Origin of the sequence: Halopiger xanaduensis SH-6, assembly GCF_000217715.1 — an archaeon.
GTDB classification, from domain to species: Archaea; Halobacteriota; Halobacteria; order Halobacteriales; family Natrialbaceae; genus Halopiger; species Halopiger xanaduensis.
The window spans coordinates 1,568,586-1,585,923 of sequence record NC_015666.1 but is presented as its reverse complement, the minus strand read 5'-3'; the positions used below and the strand labels follow the sequence as shown (position 1 = coordinate 1,585,923).

Genomic DNA, 17,338 nt, shown 5'->3' with positions numbered 1-17,338 from the left:
ACTAGGGAATTTATATGCGATCCCGTGCTGCCGTGCACCTACTGCGATGAAGTACCTCGACGTTCGGCTCCGACAACCCGACTGGATGCTCCACCCGATGCAGCGGTTCATCCGCGAGGAAGACGCGGTCCGCTACGAGGAACTGCGCACGTGGAACATCCTCGGTCCGGAGGGCGACCGCGAGTACGAACTGTTCTACGCCGAGGCCGACCGGGAGGCGTACGTCGAGGCCATCGAGGCCGTCGACTCGGTCCGCTGGTACGACCTGACGCCGATCGACGACGACTCGTTCTACGTCTACATCTGCCAGGAGACCCGCGAGGAAGACGTCCGCTGGCGACAGTCGTTCGCCGCGCTCGACCTCGTTATCGTCCCGCCCGTGATCTACGACTCCGAAGCAGCGTTCTACATGACCGTCGTCGGCGCCGGCGAAGACCTGCAGGCGATGCTCGAGGGGCTTCCCGACGAGATCGACGTCACCGTTCGCGCGATCGGGGAGTACGACCGCCATCACGCGCCCCTGACCGGCGACCTTACCGAACGCCAACTCGAGGCCGTCGCGGCCGCCGTCGAAGTCGGCTACTACGAGGTCCCCCGCGAGGCCGGCGTCGAAGTTGTCGCCGACCGTCTGGGCTGCGCCTCGAGTACGGCCGCCACATTGCTCCAGAAGGCGCAGGCGCGAGTGATGCAGCGACTCGTCCAGCAGCGGGGGCGAGGCCTGCTCGAGGGCGAGACGGACGTCCCTACTGGTGCGAGCGGACCGGGAATCTCCGATCGCAGCTGAGGCTGACCCGGTCGACGAGGGCACGGATGTGACTATTTCACACTCCGACGGCGATCGAAACCCCCATAGTTGCAGGATCGTGCATATGCACTATGAACAGAGCAGAGAAGGCAGCCCTCCAGTTGCGGGCCGTCGACGTGTTGCGAATGCTGAAGGAGACGCGAACGTACGACGAACTCGCGGAGACGACGGGGCTCCCCGCCGGCGATCTCAACCGGTACGTCAACGGGCACGTCCTCCCCGGCACCGACCGCGCCCGCGAGATCGTCGAGGATCTCGGCCGGGACGCGCTCGCGTCCGAACTTAACGCGCGCATCCGCGTCGACGAGGAGGGATACGTGGACAACTCCGCTGCGGTCTTCGACCAGCCGTTCCTCGACCTCGTCGCGCCCGTCGTCGCCGAGGGGTTCGAGTTCGACCGCCCGGACGTCGTGCTCACGGCTGCGACCGACGGGATCACCCTCGCGGCGTCGCTGGCGAGCTACTACGGCGTCCGCTGCGCCTACGCGAAAAAGAGCAAGGAAACCGCCGTCGAGGAGTTCATCGAGGCCCGCCAGCGGCTCCAGTCCGGAATCGAACTCACCTACTACCTCCCCGAGTCGGCCATCGATTCCGGCGAGTCCGTGCTCGTCGTCGACGACCTCATCCGCTCGGGCGAGACCCAGGAACTCCTGCTCGATATCGTCACCACCGCGAGGGCCGACGTCGCCGGCGTCTTCGCGCTCATCGCGGCGGGCGACGACGGCATCGAACGCGCTCGAGCGCGGACGGACGCGCCGGTCGGCGCGCTGACGACGGTCGCGGACAGATAGCCTCGAGTACGACGCCGGTCGTTCGCCGGGTTAGCGGACGATCGTCACCGGCACCGGCGACCGCCGGGCGACCGTCTCGGCGACGCTTCCGAGGAGGATTCTGCTCGCCCCCGTTCGGCCGTGGCTGCCGATCACGATGTGGTCGACGTCGTGTTCGTCCGCGTAGTCGACGATCGATCGCGAGACGCCGCCGACGACGTGATCCGTCTCGATCTCGACGCCGCGGTCCGCGGCTCGCTCGCGGGCGCCCTCGAGCAAGTTCTCGGCTCGCTCTTCGTGGTGTTCCTGCAGTTGGTCGTAGTTGGCCATCGTCCCGCCCTCGACGCCCGTCGCGGCGTAGAAATCGCCCGGGTCGAGGACGTGCAAGGCGGTGATCGTCGCGTCCGGATACTCGGAACAGGCGAACTCGAGGGCTTCGGTCGACTGGCTCGAGTCGTCGATCGGGACGAGTACGTGGTTCGGCATGTCTGACACTACGGCGGTCGGAACTTAAGTTCCTGCTACGGTTGGCACTGATCGGGAAGTCGACGCGGGGTCGAAAAATCGAAGATCGTGGGTTGAAGATTGAGTCGCGGCGTCGAAAACCGACCGCTCGGCGATGCGAAGCGGGTTACTTCGCGCGACCCTGACCGCCGTTGTTGGACGGACGGACCTTCTCGGCGCCTTTGCCGCGGTTGTTGAGGCCGCGGTTGTCCTTGCCCGCGTTGGTCAGCCCGCGGAACGCGCGGTTCTGGTGGGCGTCGTCGCAGATCCAGTTGAGGTCGTCGTCGTTTTCGATCGCCGGGTGTTCGGGATCCACGAGGATCACTTCGAACCACTTCTGGGAGCCGTCTTCGCCGACCCAGTAGCTGTTGAGCACCCGCAGGTTGGGGTACTTCCGGGAGACGCGCTCCTCGCCGATGCGCTGGATGTTCTTGCGCCGCCCGATGCGGTTGACACCCTGGCGCTTGGATCGGCGACCGGCCTTGAAGCGCTGCTTCCGGGCGGTCCCCTTCCGGACCGACACGCGGGTCACGACGATGCCCTGCTTGGCCTTGTAGCCGAGTTCCCGCGCCTTGTCCAGACGGGTCGGGCGCTCGATGCGCTCGATGGCGCCCTGCTTGCGCCACTCCTGCTTTCGCTGCCACTGCAGTTCCCCGAGCTTGCCGTCGTCGGGGTCCTTCCATGCGTCCTTGATGTGGGAGTAGAAGCTCCGTGCCATGATTATCACCTGCGGGCGTTTCCTGGTTCAATCCCGAACTTCGAGATCACATCCCGACCTGTGGCGGCGCCGCATCACTGCAGCGCCGCGTGAACAGGTGCCCGCTGGCGCCCGCGACCCAGCGAGTTGCCCGAACGTACCCAGCGTTCCCGTATAAGCGCTTCGAACCGTCGAAACGGGATGTGGTCCCGCACACCACAATCGATCGGCCACTCGAGCGAAGCGAATCCTGTCCGTCGGCTCTCAGAAGTCGCCGGTGATGATGTCCGCGACGCGCTGGCGATCGAACAACGCTCGATCGCTCGTTACGTCGCCGAACACGTCCGGATACAGCTGCTGTGCTGCACGCTCGGTCAGGAACAGGTTGTGGATCGGCCCCTGGTGGAGGTAGCCGCCGCGATAGACCCGATCGTTCTGGACGGCGGTGAGTCGACTCGCGGACGAATGCTCCCGCATGTATTCGAGGACCGTCTCCCGGAACTCCGTCGCCGACTTCCGCTCGTGGCCCCGCAGCAGGATGACGTCCGGATCGATCTCGAGTAACCCCTCGTAGTCGAGCTTCCCGCGATCGGTCGTGCTGAGGTTGTCGATCCCGGTACCCGCAAGGGCGTCCTCGACGCCGAGGTCGCGCCACTGTTTCTTGCTCGTCCCGCGGTCTGTCAACCGGTACGGCGAGAACGACTCGGGCTCGAGCGTTTCGTCGTAGGTCAACAGGACGCTCGGGCGGTCGTCCGCCGGCGGAAGCTGTCGCTGGATGTCGGCGATGAACTCGTCGTGAAGGTCCGCAAAGGCCTCGTAGCGCGCTTGCTCCTGAAATACTTCGGCGACTTTCTCGAAGGCTTCGTAGAGCGTGTAGTACCGATACTCGTGCCAGTCGTCCGACCGGCGGAAGATCAGATTCCCGACGAACGGCCCGACGCTGTCGGCGATCTCCGCGACGTCCTCCTCGCGCCAGTCGAACCAGTTGACGAGCATCTGCGGGTCGTAGAGGTGGACGTCGTTCTCGAGTTCGTAGAACTCCTCCCGGGTTCTGACTTCGGGGTACGACTCGATCGCCTCGCGGTTGACGGAGACGTCCGGCAGTTCGTCGTAGACGTCGGTGTAGTACCGGTCCGCGCCGCCGATGCCCGTCATGCCCTCGGCCTGCCCGAGCGCGACGGCCATGTCCGCGTACCCGCCGTCGTACGCGACCCAGCGTTCGGGAACCGACCCGAAGGTGACCTCGCCGACCGGTTCCATCGATACCGTGTACGGGTCGTCGTCCGTACTCGAATCGCTCTTCCCCTCGGTCGTCGATTGCGAATCATCGGTCTCGTTGCTACAACCGGCGAGCAACGTCGCGCCGAGGACCGTTCCGCCGTATTTCAACGAATCGCGCCGCGTCGGGGCCTGAACTGCGTCAACGTCAGTTGGCATAGGTTTTAGGCTTGCCTAAAGAAATAAAACGATTTCTATTTTTGGCCGGCCTAAATATACGGCGGACGATCAGTAGGGGCTCGAGCGCCGGATGCGCAAGCCGACGCACCGAGATTCTATATACCGATATGCGATTTATTCTACACTCGGGCGGACGTGCTACTCGGCTCGACGTGAGTGCGGGAACGTCGTCTCACTAATCGACTCTCCGCTCGAGAACGGCGCGACGGGCCGACCGGGAGCAATTAACCGCAAACGTCGCCGGGTTTCGAGTCGATCGAACGGCAGCAGTAGTTCAGGCGGTAAACGCCGTGATCGTCTCGAACGCCTCGTCTTCGATCGCACGTGCAATCTCGTCTTCGTCGAGATCGTCCGGAACGTGCTGGGGGTACTTGCGCCGGAAATAACCGATCGCGTTCGAGAGGTCGCGCCGGAGGAACTCCGCCGCGTTTTCGTGGTCGGTCGGGACCGCCTGGGGCCAGTCGAAGATCGTCACGCCCGCCTCGCTGACGAAGACGTTGTACTCGCTCATGTCCGCGTGGACGTAGCCGTGTTCGTGCGCGCGCGCGATCTCGGAGAGCAACAGATCGAGGACGCCCAGCACTTGGTCGTCGTCGAGTTTCGTCCGCGAGAGCTCGACGCCGTCCATCTTCTCCATGACGATGGCGTGGCGGTTCTGGTCGATCGGCCGCGGCACCGAGACGTCGGGGTACAGCTCCTCGAGGATGTCGAACTCCCGTTCGGCGGCCTTCCGGGCGGTGTACATCCATGAGACGTGCTCCCGATCGGAGGTGTAGTCGCGTTCCTTGTGGACTTCTCGGAAGTTGGTGTAGCCCTCGCGGTGGTACTTCAGCGCGAGCGGTTTGTACGAGCGGACCTCGTAGACGTCGCTCTCCTTGCCGACGCCGAGCGGCGAGCCGAACTCCGAGATGGTGTCGCGCTGGACGAGCGCTCGCAACGCGAGCGTATCGTACCCCTCGAACTGGAGGGTGTATCCCTCGTACTGGATAGTCTTCTTCTCGATCAACCCGCGTTTGAGACAGCGCTCGAGGCGGTAGTCGACCTCCTCCTCGGTCAGGTTCGCAAACTCCGGGAGCTTCTCCCGCTGGACCCACTCCGAGAAGCGCATTCCCTGTTCGACCCCCGACAGGATATAGAAGTCTTCCTCCTCGAGTTCCGGGAGTAGCCCGGCAACGTTCCGCACCATAGCGTCGGGTAGCCGGCGAGTACGTAAAAACGTCGTGACGCGCGCTCGCGCCACGCGATGCGTGCTCGAGTAGGACCGATCGGGTGTCGATCACAGGGCGGTCGTAGGGCGGTCGTAGGCCCGATTCTGGAAGACTGTGGCGGTAGCAGCCCATGTATAAATCATAAGGCGCTATACTAAATCCGGGAAATCGATCTCGGAGACGGATTCGCGTCACCCCTCGAGAAGTCGCTCTGCGACGAATTTAGGCCCACCTAAGATTCGAAAGCGATTTAATTGTTTAGGCGAGCCTAAAGAGCATGGACGACGCGAGCCAGCCCGACGCACCGACGCGGCGAGACGCGATCAAGTACGGCGGCGCGGCCATAGGCGGGGGCCTCCTCGCGGGCTGTACCGGTGGGAACGGAACGGATGCGCCCGGCGAGTCGAACGAGACTGACTCGTCGAACGAGTCGGCGACGGAGTCGGACGAGTCGTATTCCGTGACGATGGAACCGGTCGGCACCGTGGAGTTTGATGCGGTTCCAGAGACGTGGCTCCCCTACACCGGCGACTACGCCGACATGGGCGTCGCGCTCGGGCAGGCCGACGGCCTCACCGGCATCGGCGTCCGAGCGCGGTTCGGCACGCATCTGTACGACGAACTCCCCGGCGTTTCCGTCGCGGAGGACGACCTCACGGAACTGTGGCAGGACGGCACCGGAAAGGAACGCTTCTACGAACTCGAGGCGGACGTCCACCTCATCGACCCGAACTTCATGATCAACCGCCTCGAGTGGGATCGGGGTGACGTCGACGAAATCGCCACGCAAGTCGGACCCTTCATCGGAAACACGAGTTTCACGCGCGTCTACGACTGGCACGAGTATCGGTACTACGGGCTGTACGAGGCCTTCGAAACGGTCGCCGAGGTATTCCAGGAGCGGGCTCGCTACGAGGCGTTCGAGCAGCTCCACGACGGGGTGCTCTCGGACGTCCAGTCGCGATTGCCCGCGGAGACGCCTGACGTCGCCGTGTTGTACCCGGCCGAAGTCCCGCCCGAGACGTTCTACCCGTACCGGATCGGCGACGGTATCCAGTCGAAGCACTGGCGCGACCTCGAGGTCGGCGACGCGCTCGCCGCCGAGGGCGTCGCCGACGCGCAGGCGGGCGGCGGCGAGATCGACTACGAAACGCTGCTCGAGATCGATCCGGACGTCCTCGCGATCAGGCTGCAGGGGGAGATCACCGAGGAGTACTTCGAGTCTGAAATCGCCTCGCACCTGCGTAATCACGAGGTCGCGAGCGAGCTGCAGGCGGTCCAGAACGACCGGATCATCTACGGCGGGCTCACGTACCAGGGACCGATCATCCACCTGTTCCAGCTCGAGCGGGCCGCTCGGGGACTCTACCCCGACGAGTTCGGCGACGAGCAACTGTTCGATCGCCAGCGGGTCGCGGATATCGTCACGGGGGCGTTCGACGATGAGTAAGCGGGACGGCGCCGATATCGAGCGCGATCGCGGGGCTACTTCAGAATCGACAGGAGCCGGTTCGGAAACCGCGGTCGGCGCTTCGTCGTCGATGCTCGCCCGTCGCTGGACGATCGCACACCGCTACCGCGAGCCGGCCGCGTACGGCATCCCCGAACTCCCGGCGTGGGACGTCCGCGCGAGCGCGTCGGGTGGCCTCGAGTTCGCGGCGTCCGCGGATTCGGAGCCGTTCCTCCGGGCCGAGCGGCCGGTTCGGGTCCGCCGGTAAGCGCCCGCTCTCGAGCGGAGTATTTATTAACTACTCGACAAAAAACGGTGACACGATACCGTATCGATGGACGATTCGACAACTGTCCCCGCGGCGGATCGACTGACGGCCCTCGTCGAGGAGCGCGAGCACGCGGCTGCGCGGACGTGTCTCGAAGGACTCGCCGACGCTGACCCCGAGGTTCGGAAGACGGCGCTCCGGGACCTCCGAACGCTCGTCGACGAGCAGGGGGCGGGGGTTCGGCCGCTCGTTCCGACGCTCCGACGATTTCTCGAGGACGACGGACGGGCGGTTCGGCTGACGACCGCGAAACTGTTCGTCGCCGTCGCCGCGAACGAACCCGACGCCGTCGTCGAGGCAGTTCCCGCCCTCGGCGAGCGTCTCGCCGACGACGCGGAGTTCTACTACGTCCGCGCGCGGTGTGCCGAGGCGCTCGGGTACGTCGCGCTCGAGCACCCCGACGAGGTCGCCTCGCCCGACGTCCTCGCGGATCTGCGGATCGGACTCTCGTTCGACGAGACGGACGTCCGGCCGAAGCTGGCGAAAGCGCTGGCGTGCGTGGCGATCGGCGAGCCGACGCGGCTCGACCACCACGTCGAAACCCTCGCCGCGTTCCTCGGCGACGAGCACGAACTCGTCCGGTACCACCTCGCGACGGCGCTCGTCGCGATCGGCTGCGAGCGGCCCGGCGCACTCGGCGAGGCCAGCGGCGGACTCGTGGCTCGAGTCGAGGACGAGGCCGAAAACGACTACGTCCGCGGCCGCGCCGCGGAGGCGCTGGGACTGCTCGCTCGCGCGGACGGGGTCGGCGCCGAAAGCGAGAGCGACGTCGAAGCGTCGGTGCTGCAGGCGGAGTTCGAGGTGCTCGAGGACGCCGATACCGCGTTTCTCGCCGAACGCGCCCGCTACGCGGCCCGCGCGCTCGCTGAACCCGACTCTGATCCGGCGATCGATAGCTCGGACGAGACTGGAGAGATCGGAAATATCGACGCGATTCGCCGGACGACCGACGAGATCGCGGCGACCGTGTCGTCGCCGGACGCCGACGACGAGTGTCCCCACTGCGGACTCGCCCTGCCCGACGGCGCGCCGCCGATGTGTCCGCGGTGCGGCGCGCCGTACTGACCGCGCAGACAGATCGAGGGAGCGCTACTCGAGCGCGGCGAGCGAGTCGCGAACGTTCCGTTCGGCTTCCGCGAGCGCATCGACCGCTCGTTCTGCGGGTAGTTCGTACTCGATGATCAGCGGCAGCGGGACCTCGCGATCGACGTGCTCGTCGAGCAGGCCGACGACGCGCTCGAGTTCGAGTGCGCCGGCGCCGGGGAGGTCCTCGACCTCGGCGTCGGAGGTGTCCTTGAGGTGGACGGCGACGATGCGGTCGCCGAACTCCCGAACGACGGCCGCGGGATCGACCGACGCCACGAGGAAGTGGCCCGTGTCGACGCAGACGCCCAGCCGCGGATCGTCGTGGCGCTCGAGCACCGCGCGCACGTCGTCGATCGACGAGAACACCTGCGAGAGGTCGTCGTGGTGGACCGACGAGTAGTTGTGGATCGCGACGTCGATCTCGAACGCCGCTGCGAGGGCGAGCAGTTCTTCGGTGATGTCGTCGCGGTCCGGCGGGTAGTTGACCGTCACGTAGTCGGCGCCCAGTCGGGACGCGAACGCGACGTACTCGCGGGCCTCGCCGGTGTCCGCGAGATCGACGACCCCGTAGCCGCGGACGTCGACGCCGGCGCCGGCGAGCCCGCGCTGGAGCGCTGCCCGATCGGCCGCGTCGTCGGTCGGCGGGCGGTGCTCGGCCCAGAGCTCGAGCGTCGCGAGCTCGGTCGGCGACGCTGCGAGACGCTCGAGGGCGGTTTCGACGGAGTCGTCGCCGAAGACGACGCTCTGGACGCCGGGATCGAACGCGAACGGCTGTGACATAGCCCCAGTGGAACCGAGCGGTCCAAAAGCATTCGGGACGCGGCGGGCGACGGGGCCGGTGCGCGGGTTTATGCGCGCCCGGCATGACCGAGACCCATGCGCGTTCTTTGTATCGGCGGTACGGGCGTCATCAGCACCGGCATCACGCGGCAACTGGTCGATGCCGGCCACGAGGTGGTCTGTTTCACGCGGGGCGAAACCGACGCGCCGGTTCCCGACGCGGTCGAGTTCGTCACCGGCGACCGCAACGATCGGGCGGCTCTCGAGCGGGCCGCCCGCGAGGCCGACCCCGACTGCGTCGTCGACATGGTCTGTTTCACGCCCGAGCAGGCGAGCGAGGCGGTCGACGCCTTCGGCGGCGCGATCGAACAGTACGTCTTCTGCTCGACGGTCGACGTCTACCACCGCCCGCTCGAGCGCAATCCGGCGACCGAGGACGCGCCGCGGGAGTCGGACCTCGAGGGCGTCGAACCGGTCAGCGAGTACGGCGCGGACAAGGCCGCCGCGGAGGACGTCTTTCTCGCGGCCCACGACGGCCCCGAATCCGTCACCGGCACCGATTCGGACGGCGAGTTCGCGACGACGATCGTCCGCCCCTGGAGCACCTACGGCGAGGGCGGATCGGTCTTCCACACCTTCGGGAGCGGCACCTACTACCTCGACCGCATCCGCAAGGGGAAGCCGATCGTCGTCCACGGCGACGGCACCTCGCTGTGGGGTTCCTGCCACCGCGACGACGTCGCCCGCGCGTTCGTCGGCGCCGTCGGCAACGAGACCGCCTACGGCGAGGCCTACCACGTCACCAGCGAGGAGGTAATCACCTGGAACCAGTACCACCAACGGGTCGCAAACGCGATGGACGCGCCCGACCCCGAACTGGTCCACATCCCGACCGAACAACTCCGCGAGGCGGCTCCCGACCGCACCGACATGCTCAAGGCGCACTTCCAGTACAGCACCGTCTTCGACAACGCGAAAGCGCGGCGCGATCTCGGCTTCGAGTACACGATCGACTTCGAGGAGGGGATGCGGCGAACGATCGCGGATCTCGAGGCCCGCGACGCGATCGACCCCTGGGACAGCGCGAACGACGACGAAATTATTGAGGCGTGGGACACCGCGATCGGGAAGTTCCTCGAGCACATCGGCTCGTAGCGTAAATCACGCAGCGACCTTTTCCGCGTTCTCGGACTACGAGCGAACATGGTTCGACTCTCCACGGTCATCATTCTCGTCGGGATCGTGCGCTTCACCCCGCTCCCGCCGCCGCTGGGGATCGCGCTCGGCGCGCTCCTGATCCTCGTCGGCGGCGCACTTCGGTTTTTCACGGAGAAGTGACGCCGTATGCGTGGACCGGACCCGTACGCGAGTTCACCGTTCGGTCCACGCAAATCGCACCGCGGCCGCCCGACGACGCCGGCCCCGAGTCCAGCGGGACGGCGAGAGCGGCGCGAGCGCAACGAGTAATTAGGACGTCGGCACCCGCTCGAGTCCCCTAAGCCTAATTCCGTCGAGCGCGACTAGACGGGTATGACCGACGCCGCAGACAGCGACGACCACGACGCCCTCGCCGACCGGGAGTGGCGGCTGATCCGCGACGATCCCCGCGACGGCGCGACCCAAATGGCCCTCGAGGAGATCGCCGCCGAGACGGCGCTCGAGGACGGCGTTCGAACCGTCCGAACCTACGCTTGGGAGCCGAGCACGCTCTCGCTGGGCTACCGGCAGGACGCCGAGACGGTCGACTGGAACTACTGCGATCGCGAGGGGATCGACGTCACCCGCAGGCAGACCGGCGGCGGCGGGATCTACCACGACCGCCGCGTCGACATCTCCTACACGATCGTCGCCCCGGCCGACGAGGTGCCGGGCGACCTGATGGACTGCTACGCGCTGTTCTGCGAGCCGATCCTCGAGGCGTTCGAGCGGCTGGGCGTCGACGCCGACTTCGCCTCGAGCGAACAGGACGCGATCTACCAGCCGTCCTGTTACTTGCGGGACATCCATCCGGCCCACGACATCGTTGCACCCGCGTCTTCGGCCGCGACCGATGACGGAGACGAGCGCGGAGACTCGAGCGGGGACGACGGCAACCCCGCGCCGAAGAAGATCAGCGGCAACGCCCAGTACCGCCAGCGCGACGTCGTCATCCAGCACGGCTCGATCAGCTTCGACCTCGAGCCCGAGCGCCACGTCGGAACGTTCGACGCCGACCTCGAGGCGTCGACGTTTACCGATCGCGTGACGAGCATCCGCGAGCAGACGGGAGGCGAAACCGCGCGCGAGGAGGCGGTCGCAACGATCGGCGACGCGCTCCGAGACTGGTGCGACGCCGACGCGGGCGACTGGCAGGATCGGGAACTCGAGGCCGCCCGCGATCTGGCCGACCGAAAGTACGGATCGGACGCGTGGATCCGCGATCGCGAGGTGCTCGAGGCGGGCGAGCAGTAGCGCGCGGCGGCGCCTCGCGTCGGCGCCGATCGGGTCCGAAGTACCTATCACGAACCGGTACTGACGGGAATCCATGACCATGAAGGTCGGCGCACACGTTTCGATCTCCGGCTCGCGCGTCTCCTCCGACGACGAGACGCCCCCGTACGACGACATCCGCAACGCCGTCCACCGCCAGCGCGCGTTCGGCGGCAACTGCGGCCAGATCTTCACCACCTCGCCGCAGGTCTGGGCCCAGCCCGAGATCAGCGACGAGGCCGCCGAAGGCTTCCAGGACGAAACCGAGGAGCAACTCGAGGGACCGTGGGTGATCCACTCGGCCTATCTGGTCAACCTCTGCACCCCCAAGGACGACCTCCGGCGGAAGTCAAAGGAGAGCATGCAGGCGGAACTCGACGCCGCCGCGCAGTTGGGGATTCCCTACGTCAACGTCCACCTCGGCGCGCACACCGGCGCGGGCGTCGAGGGCGGCCTCGACAACGCGGCGAGTCTCATCGACGAACTCGAGGTCCCCGACGACGTTCAGATCCTCATCGAGTCCGACGCGGGCAGCGGGACGAAGCTCGGCGGCGAGTTCGAACACCTCGCGGGCATCATCGACCGCACCGAGACGGACATCGGCATCTGCATCGACACCGCCCACACGCTCGTCGCGGGCAACGACCTCACGACGCCCGAGGCCGTCGACGAGACCGTCCAGCGGTTCGACGACGAGGTCGGCCTCGAGTACCTCGAGTACATCCACCTCAACGACTCGAAACACGACGTCGGCACGCACAAGGACGAACACGCCCACATCGGCGAGGGCTACATCGGCGAGGACGGCATGAAGGCCATCGTCAACCACCCCGACCTGCGGGACCTGCCCTTCGCGCTCGAGACGCCGACCGAAGACGGTCGCGGCTTCGAGTGGAACATTCAGAAGGTCAAGGAACTGCGCGAGGAGTAACGGCGGACGGCGGTCTGCGGCGTTAGTTGCTGCCGTCGATCGGCAACTCCGCGTCGAATCGACCCGTTTTTACTCGAGACGTCACTATTCCGCCCCGTGCGCGAGTTCTCCGAAGACTATCTTCGTCGGACCCGACGGGGAATGTGGGACGACTCCCGAGAGGCCCTCGAGCCGCTCGACCTCGCGTCCCGCGAGCGGATTCTGGACGTCGGCTGTGGCACCGGCGAGCTGAGTCGCGTGCTCGCGGCCGAATCGCCGGCCGACTGCGAGGTCGTCGGCTGCGACGCCGACCCAGCGCTTCTCGAGCTCGCCGGCGAACACGTGCCGGTCGTCGCCGGCGATGCTCTGCGGCTGCCGTTCGCGGACGACGCCTTCGATCTGGTCGTCTGTCAGGCGCTGTTGATCAACCTGCCCGACCCCGCGGCTGCAGTGTCCGAATTCGCCCGGGTCTCCTCGGACCTGGTCGCCGCCGTCGAGCCGAACAACGCCGCCGTCGACGTCGACTCGAGCGTCGACCGCGAGGACGCCCTCGAGCGGCGGGCGCGGCGGGCCTACCTCGACGGCGTGGACACCGACGTCGCGCTCGGGGCCGACGCCCGCGACGCGTTCGAGGACGCCGGCCTCGAGCTACTCGCAACGCGCCGGTACGATCACGTCCGGACGGTCGAGCCGCCCTACGACGAGGGGGCGCTGCTCGAAGCCCGCCGAAAGGCGACTGGCGCGGGGCTGGCCGACGACCGCGAGACGATGCTCGAGGGCGCGTTGACGGAAGCGGAGTACGACGACCTCCGCAGCGCGTGGCGGGAGATGGGACGCGACGTCGTCGATCAGATGGAAACCGGCGAGTACGAGCGCGAGGAGACGGTGCCGTTCTTCGTTACCGTCGGCCGCGTCGACGGGGCCGAATCCGAGCCGTAGTCGCCGGTCTCGAGGGTCGCCGTCGTGTCAACGAGGGGTGAGCTACATGGTGGTAGCCGTCCTTCGGTCGGTATGGCGGCCATCGAACTCGAGGGGTTGACCAAGGACTACGGCGAGGTGCTGGCCAACGACGACGTGACGTTCGAGGTGGAGGCGGGCGAGATTTTCGGCTACCTCGGGCCCAACGGCGCGGGAAAGACGACGACGATCCGCACGCTGCTCGGGTTCATCTCGCCGACGGCCGGCACCGCCCGGCTGCTCGGCCGCGACGTCACCGACGAGTCGGAACTGCTCGAGGCGAAACGGAACCTGGGCTACCTGCCGGACAATCCGGCGTTCGACGAGTCGGCGACCGGGCGGGAGATCCTCGACCTGCACGCGTCGATCAAGGGCGACGAGCGCAGCGACGAACTGCTCGAGTTGTTCGATCCGCCGCTGGATCGCGAGGTTCGAGAGTACTCCCACGGGAACGTTCGTAAGCTCGGGCTGGTGACGACGTTCATGCACGACCCCGACCTCGTCGTCCTCGACGAGCCGACGGGCGGACTCGACCCGCTGATGCAACAGCGGTTCGCCGAGTTCCTCCGAGCCGAGCGGGACCGCGGCGTGACGGTGTTTTTCTCCTCGCACGTCCTGAGCGAGGTGCGACGCCTCTGCGACCGCGTCGCCATCATCCGAAACGGCCGCCTCGTCGCGGTCGAACCGGTCGACGCCCTGCTCGACCGGAGCGGCAAGGTCGTCCGCCTCCGCGCCGCCGACCCGATCCCGATGGCGGCGGTCGATCTCGCCGGCGTGCACGACCTCGAGGGAGGACGCTCCGAGGACGCCGATTCCGCGACTGGGGACGAATCAGAAGCCGCGGCCGACGCGTTCACCGAGTGTACGTTCACGTTCACCGGCGACGTCAACGCCCTGCTCGAGCGGCTTCACGAGTACCGGCTGCTGGATCTCTCGATCGAGGAGGCGCCGCTCGAGGACGTGTTCATGCGGTTTTACGGCGACGGCGGCGGGACGGAGTCCGCGTCCGCGCTCGAGCCGCGGGCAGGGGAGCGAGAGAACGCGGGCACTGCAACTGAGGTGACCGACGATGCTTGAACTCGCCCGGTACGACGGTCGCCACCGACTCACGGGGAGTCTCTACCTGTCGGTCGCGATGTCGCTGCTGGCCGTCGTCGTCATCTGGATCTACCCCTCGTTCAGCGGCTCGTTCGAGGACGTCGACGAGGAGTTCCTGCAGGCGTATCCCGAAGGGGTCATCCAGATGTTCGACATCCGAACGATGGCCGTCCTCGAGGGGTTTCTCGCCTTCGAACTCTACATCTTCGGCTGGACGATCATGCTCGGGCTCTACCTGGCCTACCTCGCCGCCGGGACGATCGCCGGCGACGTCGAGCACGGGCGGATGGATATCCTGCTGTCGATGCCGGTTTCGCGGGCGCGAACCGTCGCGGAGAAGTTCGCCTCGTTGGCCGTCCCGATCGTCGTCGTCAATGCCGTCGTGCCGGTCGTCGTCTACGTCGCGGCCGCGCTGGTCGACGAGTCCGTCTCGGCGGCGGACCTGCTCGCCCTCCACGCGTTCGCCGTGCCCTACCTCTTCGCCTGCGCCGGGATCGGCCTCGTCGCCTCCGTCGTCGTCGACCGAACGAGCGTCGCCCAGCGGCTCGCGCTCGGGGTCACCTTCGGCCTGTTCATGCTCGAGTCGCTGCTCGCCGGCACCGACTACGAGGCGGTCGGCGCGATCGCACCGATGCGGTACTTCGATCCGAACGCAATCCTGCTCGAGAGCAGCTACGACCTCGTCGATGCGGGCGTGCTCGTCGCGATGACGCTCGTCCTGCTGGCTGCGAGCCAGTGGTGGTTTCGACGGCGCGATATCGCCTGATTCGAGGCGGCGACGACGGCTCGGACACCCTCCCCGTCCGTCGAGAGCGGTCGCGTTTCCGACTATGTTCACCTCGAGTATCTGCGGGCGCGGTCACGGCGAGCGGTCTTCCGGGTAGATCGAGTTCTCGATGAGGGTCCGGACGCCGCGGCGGAACCGCTCCGAGGCCGCGTTCGAGGAAATGTCGAACCGGTCCGCGAGTTCGGCCAGCGAACAGGCGCGAGGGATGTCGAGGTAGCCGGCGTCGACGGCGGCGACGAGCGTTTCGCGCTGGCTGGCGGTCAGGCCGAACTGCGACGGCGGATTCGTGTTCGGGCTGGCGTTCGAGTCCTCGGCCCGGTCGGACACGTCGTACAGTTGTCGAACCTCGACGTCGAGATCCCGCTCGACGAAGAACTCGTGGAATCGGCCGAACGTCTCGGCGCTCGGAAACGCGACGCGAAAGAACCACCCCTCGGCCGTCGCGGTGACGTCCTGTAAGACGCCGCCACCCTCGACGACGATCGGATAGACGCTCTCCCGGTGCCCTTCGCACGTGAGTTCGAGGTGGTAGAGCCGTCGCTCGTCGAAGTCGACGACGCGCAGGGGTTCGGCCACGGTCGGATCGGCCTCGAGCGCGTCGTCGAACGCCGCGATCGCGTCGTCGTCGCCGTCGACCCAGACGAGCATCCGGTGGGCGCCGTCGCCGGTGAGATCCGATTGTTCCCAGGTTACGATCGCGTCGGGCGCGTGCGAGAGCGTCCCGCGTAGAATGGGATAGTCGACCAGAAGCGTCGCAAAGATCATCGTTGTAAGTACGTTGTCCAGGGTCTACCCTCCCTTCGGGGTTTCGGCCTACGCCGCGGGAATTTCGGGTGCTAATAAATAGCGTGAATACTTACGTGTGGTAACTATCCGATAGACATGGTCAGTACTGATCGATGGCCGGGAGGAACGCGGGGGACGACGGAGACGTACCGATCGATAGGGGATTCGACGCGCTGAGCGATCCGTACCGACGGGCGCTCTGTCGGTACGTGCTACGGACGGACGCGGACATCGTCGCGTTCGAGGAACTGGTCGACTATCTCGCCGACGAAGCGACGGCTGCGATCGGAACCGAGGGGGAGGAGGAGGACTGCAGCAGACAAACCCTCGAGACGGACCTTCACCACCGTCACCTTCCCGCGCTCGCCGAGGCCGGGGTAGTCGAGTACGACCGCCACAGCGGGGCCGTCTACCTCGATCGCGCTGCGACCGCGGCGCTGCTCGAGCGCGTTCAGGCGACTGTCGCGAATCTGCAGGACGCGCCGATCGAGCGAGAGCGGGACGACCGATAGCCGAGTACCCGATCAGACGACGTCGCCCCGAACCGTGACGCCCTCCTGATCCTCGCGCCAGGCGTGGAGTTCTTCGGCCGCCGCCGACGCTTCGTCGGCCTCCATCCCGAGCATCTCGAGGGCGGAAGAGAGCGTCGGGAGGGCGAGTTCGCTCTCGCGGAGCTTGCGGAACGCCTCGTCGCTGCGCACGCCGTCGGCCCACAGGCAGACGCCGCGGGGATCGAGCAGTTGCGTGTAGTCGTCGCGCAACTTCGCGCCGCGCAGCCGCTGGGTGACGTTGTCTTCGAACGGCGAGTTACAGACCTCGAGGTGGATCGGCTGGTTTTCTTCCTCGTCCCCGATCAGGTGGGCGGCGAGACACTTCTCGGGCGCGGCGTGGCCGGCGGCGTTGGCCCGGAGGTACTCGGGGTGCTCGGCGGCCCAGTCGGCTCGGACGGACTTGCCGACGCCCTCGATGCCGTGGGACTCGCGGAACCGCGTTTCGGGGTCAGTCTCGTCGGAGCCGTCGGATGTCCCACCTGCGCTGTCGTCGCGCATCAGGATGTCCTTCGTCAGGTAGACGTCGAGCCGCTCGACGGGGTCGAGCCCGAGCGCGACGTCGCCGAACGCCCAGACCTCCCGCACCGGCACGGGCATCCGCTCGTTCTCGACGGTGTCGACGAGTTCCTCGAGTCGATCGACCGCGTCGCTGCGGTCAAAGCCAGTCATTACCGGAACTGGGGTCTCGAGGCGC

Annotated in this window: 20 protein-coding genes; 13 read left to right on the top strand and 7 right to left on the bottom strand. The window is 66.7% G+C overall.

The features are described from left to right. The first annotated feature begins 46 nt into the window (after positions 1-46). Together HALXA_RS07815 and HALXA_RS07810 are read left to right on the top strand one after the other, a co-directional pair. Positions 47-784: a helix-turn-helix domain-containing protein gene (locus HALXA_RS07815; protein WP_013879784.1), complete on the top strand. Its 738-nt coding sequence runs from the start codon at positions 47-49 to the stop codon at positions 782-784. A gap of 92 nt (positions 785-876) precedes the next feature. Next, positions 877-1,596, top strand: a complete 720-nt coding sequence (locus HALXA_RS07810; protein ID WP_013879783.1) for a phosphoribosyltransferase family protein — start codon at positions 877-879, stop codon at positions 1,594-1,596. Between the two features lie 30 nt (positions 1,597-1,626). Here HALXA_RS07810 and HALXA_RS07805 read toward each other — a convergent pair whose 3' ends face one another. From HALXA_RS07805 to HALXA_RS07790, 4 genes are all read right to left on the bottom strand, one after another. Beyond that, on the bottom strand, positions 1,627-2,061 hold the full coding sequence (locus tag HALXA_RS07805) for a universal stress protein (RefSeq protein ID WP_013879782.1): 435 nt from the start codon (positions 2,059-2,061) through the stop codon (positions 1,627-1,629). Between the two features lie 145 nt (positions 2,062-2,206). After that, positions 2,207-2,797, bottom strand: a complete 591-nt coding sequence (locus tag HALXA_RS07800; RefSeq protein WP_013879781.1) for a 50S ribosomal protein L15e — start codon at positions 2,795-2,797, stop codon at positions 2,207-2,209. Positions 2,798-3,040: 243 nt separating this feature from the next. Continuing rightward, the gene (locus tag HALXA_RS07795; protein WP_013879780.1) at positions 3,041-4,213 is read right to left on the bottom strand and encodes an ABC transporter substrate-binding protein; all 1,173 of its coding nucleotides are present in this window, start codon (positions 4,211-4,213) and stop codon (positions 3,041-3,043) included. Positions 4,214-4,508: 295 nt separating this feature from the next. Next, entirely contained in the window at positions 4,509-5,420 is a 912-nt protein-coding gene (locus HALXA_RS07790; protein WP_013879779.1) for a serine/threonine-protein kinase RIO2, read from the bottom strand. A gap of 299 nt (positions 5,421-5,719) precedes the next feature. On the opposite strand from HALXA_RS07790, the gene HALXA_RS07785 reads away from it, so the two are divergent. The 3 genes from HALXA_RS07785 to HALXA_RS07775 all read left to right on the top strand — a co-directional run bounded on the left by HALXA_RS07785 (position 5,720) and on the right by HALXA_RS07775 (position 8,285). Then, positions 5,720-6,892 carry an ABC transporter substrate-binding protein gene (locus HALXA_RS07785; protein WP_013879778.1) on the top strand — a complete coding sequence of 391 codons (1,173 nt, stop codon included), beginning with the start codon at positions 5,720-5,722 and terminating at the stop codon, positions 6,890-6,892. Beyond that, the gene (locus HALXA_RS07780; protein ID WP_049895248.1) at positions 6,885-7,160 is read left to right on the top strand and encodes a hypothetical protein; all 276 of its coding nucleotides are present in this window, start codon (positions 6,885-6,887) and stop codon (positions 7,158-7,160) included. The genes HALXA_RS07785 and HALXA_RS07780 overlap by 8 nt, the downstream gene beginning before the upstream one ends. A 66-nt stretch (positions 7,161-7,226) precedes the next feature. Beyond that, positions 7,227-8,285, top strand: coding sequence for a HEAT repeat domain-containing protein (locus tag HALXA_RS07775; protein ID WP_013879776.1), 1,059 nt, complete (start codon positions 7,227-7,229; stop codon positions 8,283-8,285). A gap of 24 nt (positions 8,286-8,309) precedes the next feature. Here the strand turns inward: HALXA_RS07775 and HALXA_RS07770 are convergent, their stop codons facing one another. Continuing rightward, positions 8,310-9,086, bottom strand: a complete 777-nt coding sequence (locus tag HALXA_RS07770) for a sugar phosphate isomerase/epimerase family protein (protein ID WP_013879775.1) — start codon at positions 9,084-9,086, stop codon at positions 8,310-8,312. Between the two features lie 96 nt (positions 9,087-9,182). Here HALXA_RS07770 and HALXA_RS07765 point away from each other — a divergent pair, with 96 nt between their 5' ends. The 7 genes from HALXA_RS07765 to HALXA_RS07740 all read left to right on the top strand — a co-directional run bounded on the left by HALXA_RS07765 (position 9,183) and on the right by HALXA_RS07740 (position 15,286). Then, positions 9,183-10,241, top strand: coding sequence for an NAD-dependent epimerase/dehydratase family protein (locus tag HALXA_RS07765; RefSeq protein ID WP_013879774.1), 1,059 nt, complete (start codon positions 9,183-9,185; stop codon positions 10,239-10,241). Positions 10,242-10,289: 48 nt separating this feature from the next. Further along, complete coding sequence (locus HALXA_RS22355; protein WP_013879773.1) at positions 10,290-10,424, top strand: hypothetical protein; 135 nt, start codon at positions 10,290-10,292, stop codon at positions 10,422-10,424. 192 nt (positions 10,425-10,616) lie between these two features. Then, positions 10,617-11,537: a lipoate--protein ligase family protein gene (locus HALXA_RS07760; RefSeq protein ID WP_013879772.1), complete on the top strand. Its 921-nt coding sequence runs from the start codon at positions 10,617-10,619 to the stop codon at positions 11,535-11,537. A 79-nt stretch (positions 11,538-11,616) separates the two neighbouring features. Beyond that, complete coding sequence (locus HALXA_RS07755) at positions 11,617-12,486, top strand: deoxyribonuclease IV (RefSeq protein WP_049895429.1); 870 nt, start codon at positions 11,617-11,619, stop codon at positions 12,484-12,486. A gap of 96 nt (positions 12,487-12,582) precedes the next feature. Then, positions 12,583-13,404, top strand: a complete 822-nt coding sequence (locus tag HALXA_RS07750; RefSeq protein ID WP_013879770.1) for a class I SAM-dependent methyltransferase — start codon at positions 12,583-12,585, stop codon at positions 13,402-13,404. A gap of 72 nt (positions 13,405-13,476) precedes the next feature. Then, positions 13,477-14,499 (top strand): ABC transporter ATP-binding protein, encoded by a 1,023-nt coding sequence (locus tag HALXA_RS07745; RefSeq protein WP_013879769.1) that lies wholly within the window; start codon positions 13,477-13,479, stop codon positions 14,497-14,499. After that, complete coding sequence (locus HALXA_RS07740) at positions 14,492-15,286, top strand: ABC transporter permease subunit (protein ID WP_013879768.1); 795 nt, start codon at positions 14,492-14,494, stop codon at positions 15,284-15,286. The genes HALXA_RS07745 and HALXA_RS07740 overlap by 8 nt, the downstream gene beginning before the upstream one ends. 93 nt (positions 15,287-15,379) lie before the next feature. Here HALXA_RS07740 and HALXA_RS07735 read toward each other — a convergent pair whose 3' ends face one another. Next, entirely contained in the window at positions 15,380-16,072 is a 693-nt protein-coding gene (locus tag HALXA_RS07735) for a helix-turn-helix domain-containing protein (RefSeq protein ID WP_013879767.1), read from the bottom strand. A 134-nt stretch (positions 16,073-16,206) separates the two neighbouring features. Between HALXA_RS07735 and HALXA_RS07730 the strand changes: the two genes are divergently transcribed. Further along, positions 16,207-16,605, top strand: coding sequence for a DUF7344 domain-containing protein (locus HALXA_RS07730; RefSeq protein ID WP_013879766.1), 399 nt, complete (start codon positions 16,207-16,209; stop codon positions 16,603-16,605). Positions 16,606-16,617: 12 nt separating this feature from the next. Here the strand turns inward: HALXA_RS07730 and HALXA_RS07725 are convergent, their stop codons facing one another. Next, positions 16,618-17,313 (bottom strand): DUF7095 family protein, encoded by a 696-nt coding sequence (locus tag HALXA_RS07725; protein WP_013879765.1) that lies wholly within the window; start codon positions 17,311-17,313, stop codon positions 16,618-16,620. Positions 17,314-17,338 lie beyond the last annotated feature (25 nt).